Source organism: Cryobacterium sp. N22, from assembly GCF_002929555.1.
In the GTDB taxonomy this organism is placed as follows: Bacteria; Actinomycetota; Actinomycetes; order Actinomycetales; family Microbacteriaceae; genus Cryobacterium.
The window spans coordinates 377071-396859 of record NZ_PJJP01000039.1 but is presented as its reverse complement, the minus strand read 5'-3'; the positions used below and the strand labels follow the sequence as shown (position 1 = coordinate 396859).

General features: G+C 67.7%; 16 protein-coding genes. 12 read left to right on the top strand and 4 right to left on the bottom strand.

The genetic code is table 11. The features are described 5' to 3' along the window. The first annotated feature begins 125 nt into the window (after positions 1-125). The 9 genes from rpsB (at position 126) to CXY76_RS17240 (ending at position 6892) form a co-directional block, all read left to right on the top strand. Positions 126-1052 (top strand): 30S ribosomal protein S2, encoded by a 927-nt coding sequence (gene rpsB / locus CXY76_RS17280; RefSeq protein WP_104166691.1) that lies wholly within the window; start codon positions 126-128, stop codon positions 1050-1052. A gap of 11 nt (positions 1053-1063) precedes the next feature. Then, positions 1064-1891 (top strand): translation elongation factor Ts, encoded by an 828-nt coding sequence (gene tsf / locus CXY76_RS17275; protein WP_104166689.1) that lies wholly within the window; start codon positions 1064-1066, stop codon positions 1889-1891. A 161-nt stretch (positions 1892-2052) separates the two neighbouring features. After that, on the top strand, positions 2053-2769 hold the full coding sequence (gene pyrH, locus CXY76_RS17270) for a UMP kinase (protein ID WP_088456458.1): 717 nt from the start codon (positions 2053-2055) through the stop codon (positions 2767-2769). Positions 2770-2800: 31 nt separating this feature from the next. After that, positions 2801-3355: a ribosome recycling factor gene (gene frr, locus CXY76_RS17265; protein ID WP_104166687.1), complete on the top strand. Its 555-nt coding sequence runs from the start codon at positions 2801-2803 to the stop codon at positions 3353-3355. Between the two features lie 14 nt (positions 3356-3369). Further along, entirely contained in the window at positions 3370-4350 is a 981-nt protein-coding gene (locus CXY76_RS17260; protein ID WP_104166685.1) for a phosphatidate cytidylyltransferase, read from the top strand. Positions 4351-4396: 46 nt separating this feature from the next. Beyond that, positions 4397-4945 (top strand): DivIVA domain-containing protein, encoded by a 549-nt coding sequence (locus CXY76_RS17255; protein WP_104166683.1) that lies wholly within the window; start codon positions 4397-4399, stop codon positions 4943-4945. 104 nt (positions 4946-5049) lie between these two features. After that, positions 5050-5760: a lytic transglycosylase domain-containing protein gene (locus CXY76_RS17250; RefSeq protein WP_233199976.1), complete on the top strand. Its 711-nt coding sequence runs from the start codon at positions 5050-5052 to the stop codon at positions 5758-5760. A gap of 55 nt (positions 5761-5815) precedes the next feature. Continuing rightward, positions 5816-6115, top strand: a complete 300-nt coding sequence (locus tag CXY76_RS17245; RefSeq protein WP_104166681.1) for a hypothetical protein — start codon at positions 5816-5818, stop codon at positions 6113-6115. A gap of 48 nt (positions 6116-6163) precedes the next feature. Next, the gene (locus CXY76_RS17240; RefSeq protein ID WP_104166679.1) at positions 6164-6892 is read left to right on the top strand and encodes an alpha/beta hydrolase; all 729 of its coding nucleotides are present in this window, start codon (positions 6164-6166) and stop codon (positions 6890-6892) included. 76 nt (positions 6893-6968) lie between these two features. Here the strand turns inward: CXY76_RS17240 and CXY76_RS17235 are convergent, their stop codons facing one another. Then, positions 6969-8018 carry an AI-2E family transporter gene (locus CXY76_RS17235; protein WP_104166677.1) on the bottom strand — a complete coding sequence of 350 codons (1050 nt, stop codon included), beginning with the start codon at positions 8016-8018 and terminating at the stop codon, positions 6969-6971. A 69-nt stretch (positions 8019-8087) separates the two neighbouring features. Further along, complete coding sequence (locus CXY76_RS17230; RefSeq protein WP_104166675.1) at positions 8088-9701, bottom strand: hypothetical protein; 1614 nt, start codon at positions 9699-9701, stop codon at positions 8088-8090. Positions 9702-9967: 266 nt separating this feature from the next. Here CXY76_RS17230 and CXY76_RS17225 point away from each other — a divergent pair, with 266 nt between their 5' ends. Next, positions 9968-11776, top strand: a complete 1809-nt coding sequence (locus tag CXY76_RS17225) for a hypothetical protein (RefSeq protein WP_104166673.1) — start codon at positions 9968-9970, stop codon at positions 11774-11776. Beyond that, positions 11773-12738, top strand: a complete 966-nt coding sequence (locus tag CXY76_RS17220; protein ID WP_104166671.1) for a tetratricopeptide repeat protein — start codon at positions 11773-11775, stop codon at positions 12736-12738. Before CXY76_RS17225 ends, CXY76_RS17220 begins: the two co-directional genes overlap by 4 nt. A 72-nt stretch (positions 12739-12810) precedes the next feature. Here CXY76_RS17220 and glgB read toward each other — a convergent pair whose 3' ends face one another. Further along, on the bottom strand, positions 12811-15027 hold the full coding sequence (gene glgB / locus CXY76_RS17215; protein WP_104166669.1) for a 1,4-alpha-glucan branching protein GlgB: 2217 nt from the start codon (positions 15025-15027) through the stop codon (positions 12811-12813). Next, positions 15024-17102 carry a maltotransferase domain-containing protein gene (locus tag CXY76_RS17210; protein WP_199190347.1) on the bottom strand — a complete coding sequence of 693 codons (2079 nt, stop codon included), beginning with the start codon at positions 17100-17102 and terminating at the stop codon, positions 15024-15026. Before CXY76_RS17210 ends, glgB begins: the two co-directional genes overlap by 4 nt. 92 nt (positions 17103-17194) lie before the next feature. Here CXY76_RS17210 and glgP point away from each other — a divergent pair, with 92 nt between their 5' ends. Further along, positions 17195-19783: an alpha-glucan family phosphorylase gene (glgP, locus tag CXY76_RS17205; RefSeq protein WP_104166667.1), complete on the top strand. Its 2589-nt coding sequence runs from the start codon at positions 17195-17197 to the stop codon at positions 19781-19783. Positions 19784-19789 lie beyond the last annotated feature (6 nt).

The following is a 19789-nucleotide window of genomic DNA, read 5'->3' as shown; positions in this document are numbered from 1 at the left end:
GGTCCTGACTTTTCACGAAGTCGGGCGGTTGTGCGCCGGGCACCAGGAGTAGTGATCATCCGATCACGACACAAACCGATGGGCGTTTTCTGCTGTGCAGAAACGTCGGATAAGGAGTACGGCTCATGGCCGTCGTAACCATTCGCCAGCTGCTCGACAGCGGCGTGCACTTCGGGCACCAGACCCGCCGTTGGAACCCGAAGATGAAGCGCTTCATCTTCACCGAGCGTTCCGGCATCTACATCATCGACCTGCAGCAGTCGCTCGGGTTCGTTGACAAGGCCTATGACTTCGTCAAGGAGACGGTTGCCCACGGCGGCACCATCCTCTTCGTCGGAACCAAGAAGCAGGCGCAGGAATCGATTTCGGAGCAGGCGCAGCGCGTCGGCCAGCCGTACGTCAACCAGCGCTGGCTCGGTGGCCTCCTCACCAACTTCCAGACCGTCTCCAAGCGTCTGGCCCGCATGAAAGAGCTCGAAGAGCTCGACTTCGAGGACACCGCCAAGAGCGGTTTCACGAAGAAGGAAATGCTCATCAAGAAGCGCGAGCTCGTCAAGCTGCACAAGAGCCTCGGCGGAATCCGCAACCTGACCAAGACGCCGTCCGCGCTCTGGGTTGTCGACACCAACAAGGAGCACCTCGCCATCGACGAGGCGCGCAAGCTCGGCATCCCCGTCATCGCGATCCTCGACACCAACTGCGACCCCGACGACGTTCAGTACCCGATCCCGGGTAACGACGACGCCATCCGCTCCGTTGGCCTGCTCACCCGCATCATCGCGGACGCCGCAGCCGAGGGCCTCATCCAGCGTCACCAGAAGCCGGAAGAGGGCGCCGAAGTCGAGCCCCTCGCCGCATGGGAAGCCGAGCTGCTCGCAGCTCCGGCCGAGACCACGCCCGAGCAGTCCTCCGCTGACACCGAGAAGGTCGCCGACGAAACCGTCGCCACCGAGCAGGTTGCAGAAGAGACGCCCGCAGCAGCAGAGCCCGCAGCGGCCGAAGCCGCAACCGAAGAGGTTGCAGCCGACGCTCCCGTAGCTGACACCAAGTAAGGACAACAGGTATGGCAAACTTCAACCTCGAATCCGTCAAGATCCTGCGCGAGCGCCTCGGCACCGGCATGGTCGACACCAAGAACGCACTCGTCGAAGCTGATGGCGACATCGAGCGCGCGGTCGAGATCCTGCGTCTCAAGGGTGCAAAGGGCAACGCCAAGCGCGCTGACCGTTCCACCTCTGAGGGCCTCGTCGCCGCCAAGGTGATCGGCAACACCGCTTACCTGCTGGAGCTCGCGTGCGAGACCGACTTCGTCGCCAAGGGCGAGAAGTTCGGCGCTCTCTCCGAGAAGGTTCTGGACGCGGTTTCCGCAGCCGGCGCCACCACCGTCGAGGAGGCGCTTGCCGCCCCCGCCGACGGCCAGACCGTGGGTGAGCTCATCAACGGCGAAGCCGCGATCATCGGCGAGAAGTTCGAACTTCGCCGTGTCGCAGCCGTCACCGGTGACAACTTCGAGATCTACCTGCACAAGACCAGCAAGGACCTGCCCCCGCAGGTCGGCGTTGTTCTGGGCTACACCGGTGAGGATGCCGCGACCGCTCGCAGCATCGCTCAGCACATCTCGTTCGCGAACCCGGAGTACCTGGCTCGCGAAGACGTTCCCGCAGAAGCCGTCGAGGCCGAGCGTCGCATCGTCACCGAGATCTCCGAGAACGAAGGCAAGCCGGCCGCCGCGCTGCCCAAGATCGTCGAGGGTCGCATTCAGGCGTACTTCAAGCAGGTTGCCCTGCTCGAACAGGACTACGCCAAGGACAACAAGTTGTCCGTCAGCAAGGTGCTCGCTGACGCGGGCCTGACCGTCACCGGCTTCGCCCGGTTCAAGGTCGGCGCGTAACCAGCATCGCAGCATGAGACAGAAGGAGATCGGATCGCCTCGGCAATCCGGTCTCCTTCTTCTCTGCCCGGCTCCAGGCGGGCCGCGGCAGGGGTATAGCCCACCGGTGCTCAACCGGTAGTTTTAGAATCACGATCCACAACGGAAGGACGCTCACGGGCATGTCAGATACAGGTACCAAGCGCAGAGTCCTCCTCAAACTGTCGGGCGAAGCATTCGGGGCAGGAAGCCTCGGCGTCAACCCCGACGTCATCAGCAGCCTGGCCCGGGAAATCGCCGAGGCCGCCAAGAGCGTCGAGATCGCCATCGTCGTCGGCGGAGGTAACTTCTTCCGCGGCGCAGAGCTCTCCCAGCGCGGCATGGACCGCGGACGCGCCGACTACATGGGCATGCTGGGCACCGTGATGAACGCCCTGGCCTTGCAGGACTTTCTGGAACAGGCCGGCGCGGAGACCCGCGTGCAGTCCGCCATCGCCATGACCCAGGTCGCCGAGCCGTACATCCCGCGCCGCGCCGAGCGTCACCTCGAAAAGGGCCGCGTCGTCATCTTCGGCGCCGGCGCCGGACTGCCCTATTTCTCCACCGATACCGTGGCCGCCCAGCGCGCCCTCGAAATCGGTGCCGAGGTCGTCCTGGTCGCCAAGAACGGCGTCGACGGTGTCTACTCCGACGACCCGCGCACGAACCCCGACGCACACAAGATCCACAGCATCACCTACCAGGATGCGCTCCAGCGCGGACTCAAGGTCGTCGACTCGACGGCGTTCAGCCTGTGCATGGACAACAGCATGCCCATGCGCGTGTTCGGGATGGCTCCGCACGGCAACGTGACGGCCGCCATTCTCGGCGCCGAACTGGGAACCCTCGTCTCCAACTAGGATTATTGAAGCCACCGAAGAAGGAGTCACCGTGATTGCGGATGTCCTGTCCGATACCACTCAGCGCATGAACCGCGCGCTCGAGGCCGCCAAAGAAGACTTCGCCACCGTGCGAACGGGTCGAGCGAACCCCCAGATGTTCCAGAAGATCCTGGTCGACTACTACGGCACGCCCACGCCGCTCGGCCAGCTGGCGTCGCTGCAGAACCAGGAAGCACGCACGCTCCTGATCACCCCGTACGACAAGAGCGCCCTGCGCGACATCGAGAACGCCATCCGGGACACCCCGAACCTCGGCGCCAACCTCGGTAACGACGGCATCGTCATCCGGGCATCACTGCCCGAACTGACGAACGACCGCCGCAAGGAGTACGTCAAGATCGTCAAGACCAAGGGCGAGGACGCAAAGGTCTCGGTGCGAAACCTGCGCCGCAAGGCCAAGGACGAACTCGACGCGCTCAAGAGCGAGGTCGGCGATGATGACGTTGCCCGCGGCGAGAAGGAGCTTGAGCAGATCACGAAGACTCACATCGACGCGATCGACGACGCTCTCAAGCGCAAGGAAGCCGAACTCCTCGCTATCTAGCGGAGGCTAAGCGAATGACGGACCAGCCAGGGCCCACCCAGCCACCCCAACGGGGTCGCGGCACCGGCCGCGCCGAGTTTCGGGCACAGGTGCAGTCCACCAAGGCTGACATCGAACGCCAGGTGCAGGCCACCAGGGCGCAGCTGGATGCGACGAACGAACGCATCGAGGCGCGCACGGGGCGCAACCTGATTCTGGCGACCCTGATCGGTCTGGTCCTGGGCGGCGCGATGCTCGTGAGCCTCATCTTCATCAAAGAGCTGTTCATGATCGTGGCCTTCGTGGTCGTGGGCTTCACGGCCTTCGAACTGGCCGAAGCTCTGCGCCGGGGCGGCCGGAAGGTGCCCCGGATCCCGGTGCTGGTGTCGGCGGTAGCCGTCGTGCCCGCCGCGTTCTACTGGGGCGCCGGCGGGCAATGGCTCGCCACGCTGGGCGGCATCCTGCTGATCACCCTGTGGCGGCTGGCCATGCTCGCCTTCCCCCGGCACCGCGCGCCGGGCAGGCTGGTGCTCGCCGACATCGGCGGCGGATTCCTGATCCAGGTCTACGTCGTGTTCCTGTCCAGTTTCGCCGTGCTGCTGGTCACCCAGGACGGCGGCCAGTGGTGGACGCTCGCGTTCCTGCTGCTGGTGATCTCCGCGGACACCGCCGCGTACGCCGCCGGTCTCTCCTTCGGCAAGCACCGGATGGTGCCGTCGATCAGTCCCAAGAAGACCTGGGAGGGGTTCGCCGGCGCAGCAATCGTGTGTGTGGTCGTCGGCATCCTGCTGGCCATCTTCATGCTCGGCGAACCGTGGTGGTTCGGTCCGATCTTCGGCGTCGTCATCCTGATCACCGCCACCTTCGGCGACCTGGCGGAATCGCTGATCAAGCGGGACCTCGGCATCAAGGACATGAGTTCCTGGCTGCCCGGGCACGGCGGGTTCCTGGACCGCCTGGACTCGATCCTGCCGTCGGCGGCTGCGGCGTACGCGCTCTATCTGATCTTCGCCTGACCCGGCCGCTTTCGACACTCGGCGTCCGGTGGGGCAGAATGAGGCGGTGAGCACTACGTTTCCGCGAACCAGCAAGAAGACGCCCGGCTACAACCTCAAGCAGGTCGAGGAGTTCCTCGAGTCGACACGTCAGGCGTACGACGATGCTGGGGGGACCGACCGGCTGACCGCAGCCGACATCCGTCACACGGCCTTCGCCATGCAGAAGGGCGGCTACTCACCCGCCCACGTCGACGCAGCCCTGGAGCGTCTTGAGGACGCCTTCGCGCTGCGGGAGCGGGAACGCGCCACCGGCGAATCCGGGTCGCAGGCCTGGCTCGACGAGGCCCGGCAGACCGCGCAGGTGCTCATCAACCGCCTCGGACGACCGGCGGGACACCGGTTCGCCCGCACCAGTGTCTTCAGCACCGGCTACAACAAAGCCGATGTCGACCGCCTCGCCGCGAAGCTCGTCACCTACTTCCAGGACGGCCACCCGGTCACCGTCGACGATGTGCGCACGGCAACCTTCCGCCCGCAGCGGACCGGCTACAGGGAGGCCCAGGTCGACCTGGTTCTCGACAGCGTCGTGGACGTGATGCTCGCCGTTCGGTGACACACGCGTGTCGTTACCTGGCCGTTACCCGCGAAGTGGGTTAGGGTCGAAACATCGTGGGTAGACATCTCAATATTTCCGCGCCTGTTTCGGGCGCGATGCCGGTGAGCACACCGGTCACCAAATCGCTTCGTGCACCCTTCGGGTCCCTGGCCGTGCAGACGCCCTCCCGGCCGATCCCGCGGAGCATGCACCGCCCGCGGTCACGTAGCCACGTGGCGCTGTCGCTGTTCGCTTTCACCGCCGCGGCCGCCTTCATGCTCGTCACCGTGGTCGACCCGTACTCCGGGGCGACGGCGTCACCGTACTTCCAGGTGCCCGGCGCCGCCTCCGACCGGTACAAGGGTGAGGCCGCCCAGTCCCTGCTCGTGGCCAGCACCGTGGCCAACGCCGTCGTCATCGACAGCTACACCATCAACGAACCCGAGCCGGAACCCGCGCCCGTGCCCGTGGCGGCCGCGTCGTCGTCGCCGTCCGGACCCGTCAGCGCCGCACCGGCCGCCGTCCCCGACCCGGGCTCCGCCCAGGCGTACGCCTACGGCGCCGTGGCATCCCGCGGCTGGGGCGAAGACCAGTACAGCTGCCTGGTGTCGCTGTGGAACAAGGAGTCCGGCTGGCGGGTCAACGCGGCCAACTCCAGCAGCGGGGCCTACGGGATCCCGCAGTCACTGCCCGGTTCGAAGATGGCCTCGGCCGGTTCCGACTGGGAAACCAACGCCGGCACCCAGATCGAATGGGGCCTGGGCTACATCAGCGGCCGCTACGGCACCCCGTGCGGCGCCTGGGGCCATTCCGTCGACGTCGGCTGGTACTAGGTCACCCGACCGATGGCCCCCAGGGGGCCGGTCGAGCCAGGGTTAGACTTGAACCATGCCGCGCAGCAACCGCCCCAAGGGCCGCAGAGCCGGCACCGGCGAAGACGAGACCGATGACCTGTCGCGCATGCTCGCCGGCTGGCGCCGGACCGAGATGAAGCGCGACGGGACCTGGCACGTGCAGCCGATCAGCGCTGCCCAGGCGGGCAAGACCTATCTCTGCCCCGGCTGCCTGCTCGACATCAACCCCGGGGTGGCCCATATGGTCACCTGGCGGGGCGACGGCGTGACCGGCGATGCGGCTGACCTCGCCGCCCGACGCCATTGGCACCTGCACTGCTGGAAGATCAAGTAACCCGAGCGTTTCCCGCACGCGTTCACACCCCCGACGAGGAGCACCACCATGGCCGGACCAGTCGAGATCCGCGGCGGCATCGACCTGCCCGCAACCCGTGAGCAGATCGAACTGCACACCGAGGACGGCCTCACTCTGGTGGGCGAGCTGGCCACGCCGGTGGACCGGCCCGCCGTCGCCACCCTGGTCACCCTGCATCCGCTGCCGACGCACGGCGGCTTCATGGACTCGCATATTCTGCGGAAGGCCGCCGGGCGCCTGCCGGCGCTGGCCGACCTCGCCGTGCTGCGCTTCAACACCCGCGGTACCAGTTCACCGCGGGGCACCAGCGGGGGCAGCTTCGGACACGGCGACGCCGAACGTGCCGATGTAGCCGCCGCCATGGCTTTCGTATTGGAACGCGGCCTGCCGGCCCCCTGGCTGGTCGGCTGGTCGTTCGGCACGGAGCTCGCGATCAAGTACGGCCTGGACTACCCGATCCGCGGCGCCATCCTGCTGTCGCCGCCGCTGCACCGGGCGACGGATGCCGAGTTGGCGGCCTGGGCGGGCGACGAACGCGAACTCGTGGTTCTGGTGCCGGAGCATGACGACTACCTGCGGCCCGACGAGGCCCGCACCCGGTTCGCGAGCGTACCGAACGCCCGGCTGATCAATGTGGACGGCGCGAAGCACCTGTGGGTGGGGGAGAGCCAGACCCGCCGGGTACTCAACGAGATCGTCGCCGTGGTGAACCCGGCGGCCGGCCCGCTACCCGAGGAATGGCCCGGCGAGCTCTGAACCGGCGCGTAAGCGACCTACTGGGGCTCGAGGCCCCGGGAGTTGCCCGCCAGCCTGACGGGCGACTCCGGTGGCGTTACAGCTCGTTCTGGCGGGGGATCACGACCTGCTTGATGATCATGATGACCGACGCCGCGACCGGGATCGCGATGAGGGCGCCGAGGATGCCCAGCAGCGACCCGCCGGCCAGGGCTGCCACCACCACGACGGCACCGGGAACGGCGACGGCGCGGTTCATGATGTTCGGGCTGAGCACGTAGGCCTCGATCTGCATGTAGATCAGGTAGTAGATGCCGGCGGCGAGCACGGTGAGCCAGGAGCTGCCGATGCCCGGAATCATGGCCGTGCCGACGATGATGACCGAGCCCGTGATCGTGCCGACCAGCGGGATGAGCGAGAACAGGAACGCGATCACGGCCAGCAGTGCGGGGAACGGGGCGCCGATGATCGACAGGAAGATGAAGCTGAAGACGCCGTTGCAGGCGGCGAGGGCGCCCTGGCCCACGATGAACCGGCCGACGGCCGTGGTGATCTGCTCGCTCAGGTCGGCGAAGCGTTCCCGCTTGGAGGCGGGTACCAGCTGGTAGGTGGCTCGCTTCATGGTGTTCAGTGACGCCGTGAAGTACAGGGTGAGGATCAGGATGATCAGGCCGCCGAACAATCCGCTGACGATCGCGACGCCGGACTGGACGATGGTGGACGTGATCTCCGTCAGATTTCCGCCGAGGTATTCCGTGACCGCCTTGACGATCTCCTGAACGTCAACCGCCGGGAACTGCTTCTGCAGGTCGACGAGGAAGGTTGCCGAATTCACCGACTTGACCAGTGCGGGAATGCGCTCAGACAGGTTGGCGATCTGGTCGGCGATGATCGGCACGATCGCGAAGATCACGCCGGTCAGGGCGCCCAACACGGCAACGAGCACCGTGAGGATGGCCGCCCACCGCGGGAACTTCTTCTTCTCCAGCCACGAGACGGCCGGGTCGAGTCCGAGGGCGAGGAACAGGGCCGCCCCGATGTAGGTGATGATCGTGGACAGCGAGACGATCGAGCTCAGGATCAGTATCCCGAGCCCGACACCCAGCGTTCCCACCAGGCCCAGCCGGAAGGCGTTTTGGATCTTCACTGTTGTCTCCACTTGCTCGGCCGGGCCTCGCCGGCCGCGAGACGCGGACCGGCTACGGCGTTGTCGTGACTAGTCCTGGTCAGCGTTCACTTTCTCCGCTTGGGTCAGGACGCTGCGCAGGCTCTCGAAGTAGCCGGCGACCGAGTCGCGCTCAATCCTAATCTGCGCCAGACGGTCTTCAGCGTCGGTGACGAGTTCACGCGTGCGTGTCTCCGCGTCGGCGACGAGGGCGGCCGCGCGATCCTCGGCATTGCGCACGATGCGTTCGGCTTCATCGTCGGCCTTCGACTTCGCCGTTTTCGCGTCGGCGCGGGCACCGGCGTCCAGTTGTTCGTTGAGGGCGCGGAGTTCCACGGTGCGGGCATTGGTGTCGGCGAGCTGTGCCGAGGAGTCGTCCAGGTACCGCTGCGTCTGTGCGACGGCCGCCTGGTGCCGGGCCAGGTGGTCCTGCTCCGCTTCGTCCTTGCGGGCCTTGAGTTCCACCTCGAGGTCGGCGCGGATCTGGTCGATTTCGCGTCGCAGCTTGGCCGCCTCGTGCTCGCCGCGCTTGCGGGTGGCGGTGAGATGGTTGTCCAGATCGATTCGGGCCTGCTCGCTGTCGGCGTCGAAGTCGGCCTTGGTCTGCTCAAGTTCACGGGCGAGGTCGGCCCTGGCCTGCTCGATCTCCGCGGCGAGGTCGGCATGTGCCTTGTCGAGGTCGCGGTTCACGGCCGCACGGTCGCGGTCCAGCTCGCGGTCGAGGTCGGTGTGCGCCTGCTCACCCTCGATGGTGAGGGCCGCGCGGGCCTGTTCGATCTGCCGGGCGAGGTCGGTGCGACCCTGCTCGATCTCGACAGACAGGTCCGATCGGGCCTGTTCGGTCTCGTGGGCCAGATCGATCCGGGCCTGCTCGGTCTCCCGGGCCAGGTCGATGCGATCCTGCTCGGTCTCGGCGGCGAGGTCGATGCGAGCCTGTTCGGTTTCGCGGGCGAGGTCGGCACGCTGTTGGTCCAGTTCATGGGCCACTTCCGCGCGCGTCAACTCTGTTTCCCGGGTGAGGCCGGCGGCGATTTCTCTCGCTTCGGTGGCCTCGCGCTGGGCGACGACCCGCACCTCAGCGGCCTCGCGTTCCGCCTCAGAGCGAATGGCGGCGACCTCACGCTTGACAGTGGCACGAAGCTCCGCCGCCTCGGTGGCGACAGCGCCGCGGATCGCCGCGGCCTCCTGGAGGGCATCCTGCGTGAGCTGTTCGTGGGTCTGCCCCGCCCGGGTGAGCAGGTCATCCGCCTCGGTCTGGGCGTCGGTGAGCAGTCGGCCGGCCTTGACGGTGGCGTCGGAGACCGACCGTTCGGCGTGTTCGGAGGCTTGGCGCTTCAGCGCGTCGATCTCGGCGCCTGCGGAGGCGCGCAGCTTTTCGGCGTCGATGTCGGCCTGGGCGATGACCCGGGTCGACTGCTCTTCGGCGACGCGCAGGGTGTTCTCAAGCTTGGTGCCCAAGCCGGAGAAGGTAGGACTGCCGACCTCTTCGATCTCGGCATTGAGATCGTCGATCCTGGCACCCAGCCGTTTGACTTCCTTGGCCGACTCCGTGCTCTGCGCGTTGGCCTGGATCAGGTCGCGCCGAAGCCCCTGGATGGCCTTGTCGACCTCGTCCTTGTCGTACCCCCGGAATACCTGGGTGAAGTCAGCCTCGTCGGTCGCCACGTTGTCTCCTCGTTAAATGTGCCTGACCCCGTGTCAGATACAGACGGGGCAGCTCGTGCAATTTTAGTGCCCGAAGAAACCGCTCCCCATCCCGCCTTCGGGGAGAGAAGGGCGGAGAGAGCAGAAACACCCCAAAACCGCTATTAGGCAGCTCTCAGGAGCGTCCAGTATCGTAAGACGTCCGTGTCTGTTGCTTCCCGGCCCCGACAAGCGGTGGTATGCGTTGTGATTCGCAGCCATCGGCAGGCAACACAGGAGGGTTTTACGTGCGTTTCGTCTTTGCCATTCTGGCATTCGTCCTCGCCGCGCTGATGATCGCATTCGGCATCGCGCAGCGAACAGTCTTTCTCGAACCTGCTTCCACGAGCCTGAGCACCACGGTCGACGACGGTGCGTCGTACGCGGTCATCGACGGCAGTGCCCTGGGCGCGTTCCCCGGCAGCCAGACCATTACGGTTTCCGGCTCCGACAGCGTCTTCGTCGCCTACGCCCGCACCGCGGACATCCAGGCTTGGATCGGCGGCGACGACTACTCGGCGGTGAGCCTCGATGCCGACACCAAGAAGCTGACCGTCACCCCGGCGACGGGAACCGCCGTCGCGGCGCCGGAGGAAACCGAAGCGGCCCCGTTGGTCACCGACCCCGCCGGCTCCGACCTGTGGCTGGAGGAGTACGCGGGCGACCGGTCGGTGACCACCACGATCAGCGCGCCGGAGGGCATCTCGGTGCTCATCGCCTCCGACGGAACAGCCCCGGCACCGACGGACATCACCGTGGCCTGGCCGACGGACAACGCGACGCCGTGGGCCGGTCCGCTGATCGTCGGGGGAGCTCTCATCGGCCTGATCGGCTTCGTGATCTACCTGCTGGGACTGTTGCACTTCCGCCGGTCCCGCCGCCCGCGGCGCAACCTGCCGCGTGGGCCGCGCATGCCCAGGCTGCCCCGGGTGCCGCGCCCCAAGACCATCAAGGCGAGCGAGATCACCGGTCCGCGCCGGTCGATCGGCCGGTCCATGATCGCCGTCCCCCTGGTTCTGGTCTCCGGGCTGGTGCTCAGCGGATGCTCGCCTGAGTTCTGGCCGACCGCCGCTCCGGAGTCCGCCGCCACCGCAACGGCCACGCCCGCGCCTAGCGCCGAAGACACCGAGGCGCCCGTCGCCGACGAGGCTCCGCAGCCCGCGGTGACGGTGCCGCAACTCGAGCGCATCGTCGACGACATCGTTGCGCTGACGGCCGAGGCCGACGCGAACCTGGACGCCGACAGCCTGGCCACCCGGTTCACCGGCCCCGCGCTCGAGCAGCGTCTGGCCAACTACAAGGTCCGCGCCGCCGACGCGTCGTACGCGGCGACCGTGGCGCTACCGGATTCCCCGCTGACGCTGACGCTTCCCCAACAGACCGATACCTGGCCGCGCGTGGTCATGACGGTGCTGCAGTCGGCCGATGAGGCCTCGGTGCCCACCATGGCGCTCATTCTCAAGCAGGAATCTCCGCGGGAGAACTACCTGGTCGACTACGCCGTGCAGCTCGAGGCATCCGCCAAGGTTCCGAGCGTGGCCCCGGCCACCATCGGAGCACCGCTGATCGCCCCCGACAACAAGTTCATGTCGATGGCACCCAACGCCGTCGGGCCGGCCTACGCCGACATCCTGCTGAACGGCGAAGCGAGCCCCTCGTTCCCGCTCTTCGAAGCCAAGGGCGACACCGCCCGTACCCAGCTGGGCCTGGAGTACAAGCAGAAGCAGTTGGAAGAGCTCGAGGACACCGGCACGATGGAGTTCACCAACGCCGTCGGAAGCGGCGAGATCGTTGCCCTTGCCACGAACGACTCCGGCAGTATCGTGGCCGTGAGTGTCAACGAGATCACCACGGTGACTCCCGTTGCGGGCAAGGCCACCATCACCCCGAAGGAGGGCCCGAGCAAGGCGCTCTCCGGCATCGCGGAGACCACCAAGGGCATCCAGAGCACCTACAGCGAGCAGCTCCTCTTCCACGTGCCTGCCGCCAATTCAACCGACAAAATCGTTCTCCTTGGCTTTAGTCAGGGACTGATCAACTCCGTGGAGCTTCCATGACCGTTGTCCCCCCAGCCGGCTCAAACCTGCGCGGCGCCGTCGACCTGTCCTCGCTCGTGAACCGCCCGCCGGCGGCCGCGCCCGGCGTGAGCACCGGGACCGCGCCGGATGGTGCCGTCGCCGGTGTCGTTCCGGTACCGAATCTGGTGCTCGAGGGCACCGACACGAACTTCGCCGAGCTGCTGGAACTGTCGAAGTTCGTGCCGGTGATCGTGGACCTGTGGGCCACCTGGAGCGAGCCGGCCACCCAGCTCACCCCGGTGATTGAGAATCTGATCCGGGAGTACAACGGCCGTTTCGTCCTCGCCACTGTGGACATCGACACCAACCCGCAGCTCGCCCAGGCGTTCCAGGCCACGTCGGTGCCGACCCTCGCCGCGGTCATCAACGGTCAACCCGTGCAGCTTTTTGACGGGGTACTGCCCGTGGTGCAGATCCGCGAGGTTCTCGAGCGGGTGCTCGAACTCGCCGCACAGCACGGTGTGACCGGGGTGGCCGAGGCCGCCGAGGCCACGGACGGCCCGCCGGCCGAGCCCGTCGAACCCGAACTGCCGCCGCACCACCGCGAGGCCTACGAGGCCATCGAACGCGGCGAGTACGCCACGGCCATCGACATTTACAAGCTGGCCCTGGCCCGCGACCCCCGCGACACCATGGCCGCCGCCGGCCTTGCCCAGGTGAGCCTGCTGGCCCGTCTGCAGGGCAAGACCATCGCCGAGGTGCGCTCCGCAGCCGCTGACGACCCGTCGAACCTCGACGCGCAACTTCTCGTCGCCGACCTGGACCTGTCCGGCGGCCACATCGAGGACGCCTTCGACAGGCTGCTCGGCCTGTTCCCGGCGCAGGATGCGGCGGGCCGGAACGTCATCCGCCAGCGCATCCTCGAGCTGTTCGAGGTCGTCGGCACCGACGACCCGCGGGTGCCGCCGGCCCGCAAACGCCTCACCGCGCTGCTCTACTGACAGCGGGTACGCGAAAGCGCCCGTGTGGCGACCTCAGGAGACTGAGGCGACCGCACGGGCGCTTTCGTGTGGTTAGCGGCGCAGGCGCAGCCAGAGCGCGCCGAGCGGCGGCAGGGAGAGGGTGGCGGATGCCGGCCGGCCGGCCCACGGCTCGGCGAATGCGGTCACCTCACCGAGGTTGCCCACCCCGGAGCCGCCGAAGTTCTCGGCATCCGTGTTGAGGATCTCCTCCCAGGCGCCGGGCAGGGGCAGTCCAACCCGGTAGCCGGTGTGGGGCGCACCGGAGAAGTTGTACAGGCAGACCACCGGTGTGCCGTCGTGGTCCCAGCGCACGAAGCTGACCACGTTCTCCGCCGCGGCACCGCCGTCGAGCAGTTCGAACCCGCCGGGTTCGTTGTCGCGCTCCCAGAGGCTGGGCGTGTCCCGGTACACCCGGTTGAGCTGGCCGACCAGGTTGAACAGGCCGCGGTGGCCGGGCTGGTCCAGCATCCACCAGTCCAGGCCGCGCTCTTCGCTCCACTCCGACCGCTGCCCGAATTCCTGGCCCATGAACAGCAGCTGCTTGCCGGGGTGCGCCCACATGAAGGCCAGGTAGACGCGCACATTGGCGAGCTGCTGCCACGGGTCGCCCGGCATCTTGGCGATCAGGGAGCCCTTGCCGTGCACGACCTCGTCGTGGCTGATCGGCAGCAGGAAGTTCTCGCTGAACGCGTAGACGAACGAGAAGGTGATCTCGTTGTGGTGGTAGGCGCGATGCATCGGGTCTTCGCTCATGTACTCGAGCGAGTCGTGCATCCAGCCCATGTTCCACTTCAGCCCGAAACCCAGGCCGCCGCCGGAGGTCGCCGCGGTGACGCCGCCCCAGTTGGTGGACTCCTCGGCGATCATGATCGTGCCGGGGTTGCGCTTGTACGCCGTGGCGGTGATCTCCTGCAGCAGGCTGATCGCCTCGAGGTTCTCCCGGCCGCCGAACTTGTTGGGTTCCCACTCGCCGTCCTTGCGTGAGTAGTCCAGGTACAGCATCGAGGCGACAGCGTCCACGCGGAGGGCGTCGATGTGGAACTCCTCGAGCCAGTACAGCGCGTTCGCGACGAGGAAGTTGCGCACCTGCATCTGACCGAAATCGAAGACGTAGGTGCCCCAGTCCATCTGCTCGCCGCGGCGCGGGTCCGGGTGCTCGTACAGGGCCTGACCGTCGAAGCGGGCCAGGGCGAACTCGTCCTTGGGGAAGTGGCCGGGCACCCAGTCCATGATCACGCCGATGCCGGCCTGGTGCAGCCGATCGATCAGGTAGCGCAGGTCGTCGGGGTGGCCGAACCGGCTCGTCGGCGCGTAGTAGCCGGTGACCTGGTAGCCCCAGGAGCCGCCGAACGGGTGCTCGGACAGAGGCATGAACTCCACGTGCGTGTAGGCGAGTTCTTCCAGGTAGCCGATCAGCTCATCGGCCAGGGCCCGGTAGCCCAGCCCGGGCCGCCAGGAGCCCACGTGCATCTCGTAGACGCTCATGGCCCGGTCGTGCGGGTCGGTGGCGCTGCGCTCGGCCAGCCAGGCGGCATCCTGCCAGGTGTAGGCGGTCTCGCCGACCACCGACGCGGTCAGCGGCGGCACCTCGGTGTAGCGGGCCATCGGGTCGGCCTTCTGCACCCACTCGCCGGCCTGGGTGAGGATCTCGAACTTGTAGTTGGAGCCCGCGGCCAGGCCGGGCACGAAGAGTTCCCAGACGCCGGTGCTGCCCATGTTGCGCATCGAGTGCAGAACGCCCGACCAGGTGTTGAAGTCGCCGATCACGCGCACGGCGCGGGCATGCGGAGCCCAGACCGAGAACGAGGTGCCGTTGACGGGCTTGGTCACGCCGGTGAACGTGCGCACGTGGGCGCCGAGCACGTCCCAGAGGCGTTCGTGCCGGCCCTCGCCGATCAGGTGCAGGTCAAGCTCACCCAACGTGGGCAGGTAACGATAGGGATCGTCACTGATCCAGGCCGGAGCGCCCTCGTAGTGCGCTTCGATCTCGTAGTCCTGCGGGCCGATCGTGCTGACGCCCTGCCAGATGCCGTAGCCCAGGTGGGACAGCTCGACGCGGGCGCCGGTGGACAGCACCGCGACGACCTCGTTGGCCAGCGGCCGCAGGGTGCGGATGACGGTGATCGGGTCGGTGACGTGCGGCAGGTCCAGCAGGTGCTGGCCGAGTACCTCGTGCGGGTTGTAGTACGAGCCGACCGAGACCGTCTCGAGGATGTGCGCGGAGAAGGTGGGCAGTTCGTCGGCGGGGCGGCCGGTGGCGTGTTTCATTCGGCCAGTCCGTTCTGGTTCGGTACCTGTGGGATCCGCACGTGCAGGATGTGCACCGGTTCGGTGAAGGCGTCCAGGCGCACGAAGTTGTCCGCGGACCAGGTCCACACGGCGCCGGTGATGAGATCCTCGACCTCGAAATGCGAGCCGAGGGGGAGGCCGAACCTGGTCACATCCAGGTGCACCACGGTCTCGCGCACCGAGTGCGGGTCGACGTTGGCGACGATGATCAACGCGTCGGTGCGACCGTCGTCGGTGAACTCACCGGACAGGTACTTGCTGTAGACGAGAATCGAGTCGTCGTCGCTGGCGTGGATGTCGAGGTTGCGCAGCTGGCGCAGGGCGGGGTGGGCGGCACGGATACGGCCCAACCGGGCGAGGAACGGCGCCAGCGACCTGCCGAGCGCCTCGGCCTTCGCGAAGTCGCGGGGCCGGAGCTCGTACTTCTCGTTGTCGATGTTCTCTTCAGCACCGGGACGGGCGACGCTCTCGTACAGTTCGAAGCCCGCGTACAGGCCCCAGGTGGGCGCCGCCGTGGCGGCCAGGGCCGCACGGATCTTGAACGCGGCAGGCCCGCCGAACTGCAGGTACTCGGAGAGGATGTCGGGGGTGTTCACGAACAGGTTCGGGCGCAGGAAATCAGCGGTGTCGTGCGCGAGGCCGTCGAAGAACTCCTCGAGCTCTTCCTTGGTGTTGCGCCAGGTGAAGTAGGTGTACGACTGCTGGAAGCCGACCTTGGCCAGGCCCTGCAGCAGCGCCGGCCGGGTGAACGCCTCGGCAAGGAACACCACGTCGGGCGATTCCCGGTTGATGGTGCCGATCAGCCACTCCCAGAAGTCCAACGGCTTGGTGTGCGGATTGTCGACCCGGAAGATGTTCACGCCCACCTTGACCCAGTAGCGCACCAGGCGCAGCACCTCGGCACGGATGCCGGCCGGATCGTTGTCGAAGTTGATCGGATAGATGTCCTGGTACTTCTTGGGCGGGTTCTCGGCGTAGGCGATGGTGCCGTCGGGCAGCGTGGTGAACCACTCCGGGTGCTCGGTGACCCAGGGGTGGTCCGGCGAGGCCTGCAGGGCCAGGTCGATGGCGACCTCGACGCCCTCGGCGCGGGCCGCGTCGAGGAAGAAGCTGAAGTCGTCGATCGTGCCCAACTCGGGGTGGATGGCGTCGTGGCCGCCGGCCGCCGAGCCGATCGCCCACGGCGAGCCGGGATCGTTCTCACCGGCGTCGAGGGTGTTGTTCGGGCCCTTGCGGAAGGACCGGCCGATGGGGTGGATCGGCGGCAGGTAGAGCACGTCGAAGCCCATCGCGGCGACGCCGGGCAGGCGCGCGGCCGCGGTGCGGAAGGTACCGCTCTGCCAGCTGCCGTCGTCCAGTCTCACGGCGCCCTCCGAACGGGGGAAGAACTCGTACCAGGAGCCGACGCCGGCGCGGGTGCGTTCGACCCGCACGGTGCGCTCGGCGGAGAACGAGTCGAGGCTGGCGAGGGGGCGCACCGCCGCGGCGGCGGCCAGGGCGGGATCGGTGACGACGGCCAGCCGGGCCTCGAGCCCAAGCTTGGGGTTGGCCAGGGTCTTGGAAGCGCCCGCGAACAGCCGGCGTTCGACGGCGGGACGCTTGAGGTCCCTGCCGGCGGAGGCCAGCAGCGTCGAACCGATCAGGAACATCAGCTCGACGTCGACGCCGGCGGGGATCTTGATCGCGGCGTTGTGCACCCAGGTGGCGAAGTCATCCGCGTAGGCGCGCACCCTGTAGGTGTACGAGCCCTGCAGGTCCAGTCGCACGAGGGTTTCGTACCTGTCGGTGCCCGGGGCGCCGGGGCGCATCGGATGCTGGGACGCGGTGCCGTCCGGCGCCGTGAGATGCAGCATCACGCCGATCGCGTCGTGCCCCTCCCTGAAGGCGGTCGCACCGAACGGCACGACCTCGCCGGCGAAAGCCTTCGCCGGCCAGAGATTGTCGTTCAGCTGCGGGGACAGGTCGAGGACGGGGATTCGACCGACTTTGGTCGGAACATCCGCGGTGCTCGGCGTTGAGAGGGCGGTACCGGTTCGTTTTGGTGTCTTAGCCACAAGACGACCGTAGCGCGAACGGGGGCCGAACCGGTGGTCACACGCGCGTCGGACGTTACCCAGTGGGCGCGTCGCGCCCTAAAGTAAGGTTCGTGAAGGCGATCCGTAAATTTACCGTCCGTGCAGTCCTGCCAGAGTCGCTTGCCGCGCTCGACGAGCTGGCCGGCAATTTGCGCTGGTCCTGGCATGAGCCCACCCGGCAGCTCTTCGAGCACATCGCCCCGGAGCTGTGGCGGAGCATCGGCACGGACCCCGTCGCCCTCCTCGGCGCCGTCGACTCGGCCCGCCTGGCGGAACTCGCGCTGGACCGCGACTACGTCGCCGGCGTCAACGTGGTGCGCGACGACCTGCGCGCCTACCTCAACGAACCGCGCTGGTATCAGGGCCTGAACGGGCCCAAGCCGGCGTCGATCGCCTACTTCTCGCCCGAGTTCGGCATCGCCGCCGCGCTGCCGCAGTACTCCGGCGGCCTCGGAATCCTGGCCGGCGACCACCTCAAGAGCGCCTCGGACCTGGGTGTCCCGCTCGTGGGCGTCGGCCTGTTCTACAAGGCCGGCTACTTCAGCCAGGCGATCTCCACCGACGGTTGGCAGCTGGAAAGCTACCCGCTGCTCGACCCCGACGGTCTGCCCCTGTCCGTGCTGCGCCGCGCGGACGGCTCGCCCGTGCAGGTGTCCCTCGCGCTGCCGGACGACCGCACCCTGCACGCCAGGGTCTGGGAGGCCAGGGTCGGCCGCATCCGTCTGCTGATGCTCGACACCGACATCCCGGAGAACACCGACGAGCTGCGCCAGGTGACCGACAGGCTCTACGGCGGCGGCGGCGAACACCGCCTGCTGCAGGAACTGCTGCTCGGCATCGGCGGCGCCCGTGCCGTACGCCTGTGGAGCAACCTCAACGGCCGTGACGAGCCCGAGGTGTTCCACACCAACGAGGGACACGCCGGATTCCTCGGCCTCGAACGCATCTCCAGCCTCATCGGTGAGGGCCTGAGCTTCGCCGAGGCGTTGCAGGTGGCCCGCGCCGGCACCATTTTCACCACGCACACCCCGGTGGCGGCGGGCATCGACAGGTTCGAGACCTCCCTGGTGCGCCGCTACTTCGAGACCGACCTGCTGCCCGGTGTGGCCGTGGACGACCTGCTGGGCCTGGGAGCCGAGAGCTACCCGGGCGGCTCACCTGACGTTTTCAACATGGCCATCATGGGCCTGCGGCTGGGACAGCACGCCAACGGCGTCTCAAAGCTGCACGGCGAGGTCAGCCGGCGCATGTTCAGCGGCCTCTGGCCGGGCTTCGACGCCAGCGAGGTGCCGATCACGTCGATCACCAACGGGGTGCACGCGCCCACCTGGACCGACCCGGCGCTCAAGGCCCTCGCCGCGAACCGGCTCGGCACCACCGACACGTCCACGGCCGACTGGGCGTCGCCGGTGGTGAGCGACCAGGACCTCTGGGAGGTGCGCGGCGATATGCGCCGGCAGTTCGTGGAGGACGCCCGTCGCCGGATCGGCGCGGCCTGGCTGGTGCAGAACCCGGGCGGCCTGGTGCCGGCGTGGATCAACCAGGTCTTCGACCCCAACGTGCTCACCATCGGCTTCGCCCGCCGGGTGCCCACCTACAAACGCCTCACCTTGATGCTGCACGACCCCGAGCGGCTGCGCGCCCTGCTGCTGCACCCCGACCACCCCGTGCAGATCGTCATCGCCGGAAAGTCGCACCCCGCCGACGAGGAGGGCAAGCGGCTGATCCAGCGGATCGTGCAGTTCGCCGCCGACCCTGAGCTCCGCACCCGCATCGCGTTCCTGCCCGACTACAACATCGGCATGGCGCAGCTGATGTACCCGGGCACCGACGTGTGGCTGAACAACCCGCTGCGCCCGCTCGAGGCCTGCGGCACCTCCGGGATGAAGGCCGCCCTCAACGGTGCCCTCAACCTGTCGATCCTGGACGGCTGGTGGCCGGAGTACTTCGACGGCCAGAACGGATGGGCCATTCCCTCCGCCGACGCGAGCACCAACTCCGCCGAACGTGACCGCCTCGAAGCCGAGGCCCTCTACGAGCTCATCGAGCACCAGGTGGCGCCGCCGTTCTACGAGCGCAACGCCGACGACGTGCCCGAACGCTGGGTCGCCAACATCCGCCGCACCCTGGCCGGGCTCTCGCCCGAGCTGAACGCCGGCCGCATGGTGCGCGAATACGTGGAGAAGCTGTACCGGCCCGCGGGCGCCTCCGCGGCCCGGCTGTCGGCCCACAACTACCGGGCGGCCCGCGAACTGGCCCTCTGGAAGGCCCGCATCGTGGGAGCATGGCCCGGTGTGGCCGTCGAGCACGTGGAGTCCGGCGGAGTCGCCCCCGTGCCGCAGGTCGGCGACGAACTCCGCCTGCGCGCGCACGTGCAGTTGAACTCTCTCGCGCCGGAGGACGTGACGGTTCAGGTCGTCTACGGCAGGAGCTCGGGCGGCGACGACCTCACCGACGTCAGCACCCAGGCCCTCGAGCCGATCAACGACGCCCTGGGGCAGGACGCCACCGAGACCGTGACGCCCGGCGCGCCCACCCTGTTCACCGGAACCGTCGAACTCGACAGGGCCGGCGGCTTCGGCTACACGGTACGGGTCGTACCGCGCCACGACCTGCTGATCAGCGCCGCCGAAATGGGGCTGGTGGCCGTCGCCGGCTGAGCCGCT

Bases quoted from the DNA above. Each gene is read 5' to 3' on its own strand.
- tsf (WP_104166689.1), top strand. From the start codon at position 1,064: ATGGCAAACTTCAACCTCGAATCCGTCAAGATCCTGCGCGAGCGCCTC.
- rpsB (WP_104166691.1), top strand. From the start codon at position 126: ATGGCCGTCGTAACCATTCGCCAGCTGCTCGACAGCGGCGTGCACTTC.
- glgB (WP_104166669.1), bottom strand. From the start codon at position 15,027: ATGAAACACGCCACCGGCCGCCCCGCCGACGAACTGCCCACCTTCTCC.
- CXY76_RS17260 (WP_104166685.1), top strand. From the start codon at position 3,370: ATGACGGACCAGCCAGGGCCCACCCAGCCACCCCAACGGGGTCGCGGC.
- CXY76_RS17240 (WP_104166679.1), top strand. From the start codon at position 6,164: ATGGCCGGACCAGTCGAGATCCGCGGCGGCATCGACCTGCCCGCAACC.
- pyrH (WP_088456458.1), top strand. From the start codon at position 2,053: ATGTCAGATACAGGTACCAAGCGCAGAGTCCTCCTCAAACTGTCGGGC.
- CXY76_RS17245 (WP_104166681.1), top strand. From the start codon at position 5,816: ATGCCGCGCAGCAACCGCCCCAAGGGCCGCAGAGCCGGCACCGGCGAA.
- CXY76_RS17220 (WP_104166671.1), top strand. From the start codon at position 11,773: ATGACCGTTGTCCCCCCAGCCGGCTCAAACCTGCGCGGCGCCGTCGAC.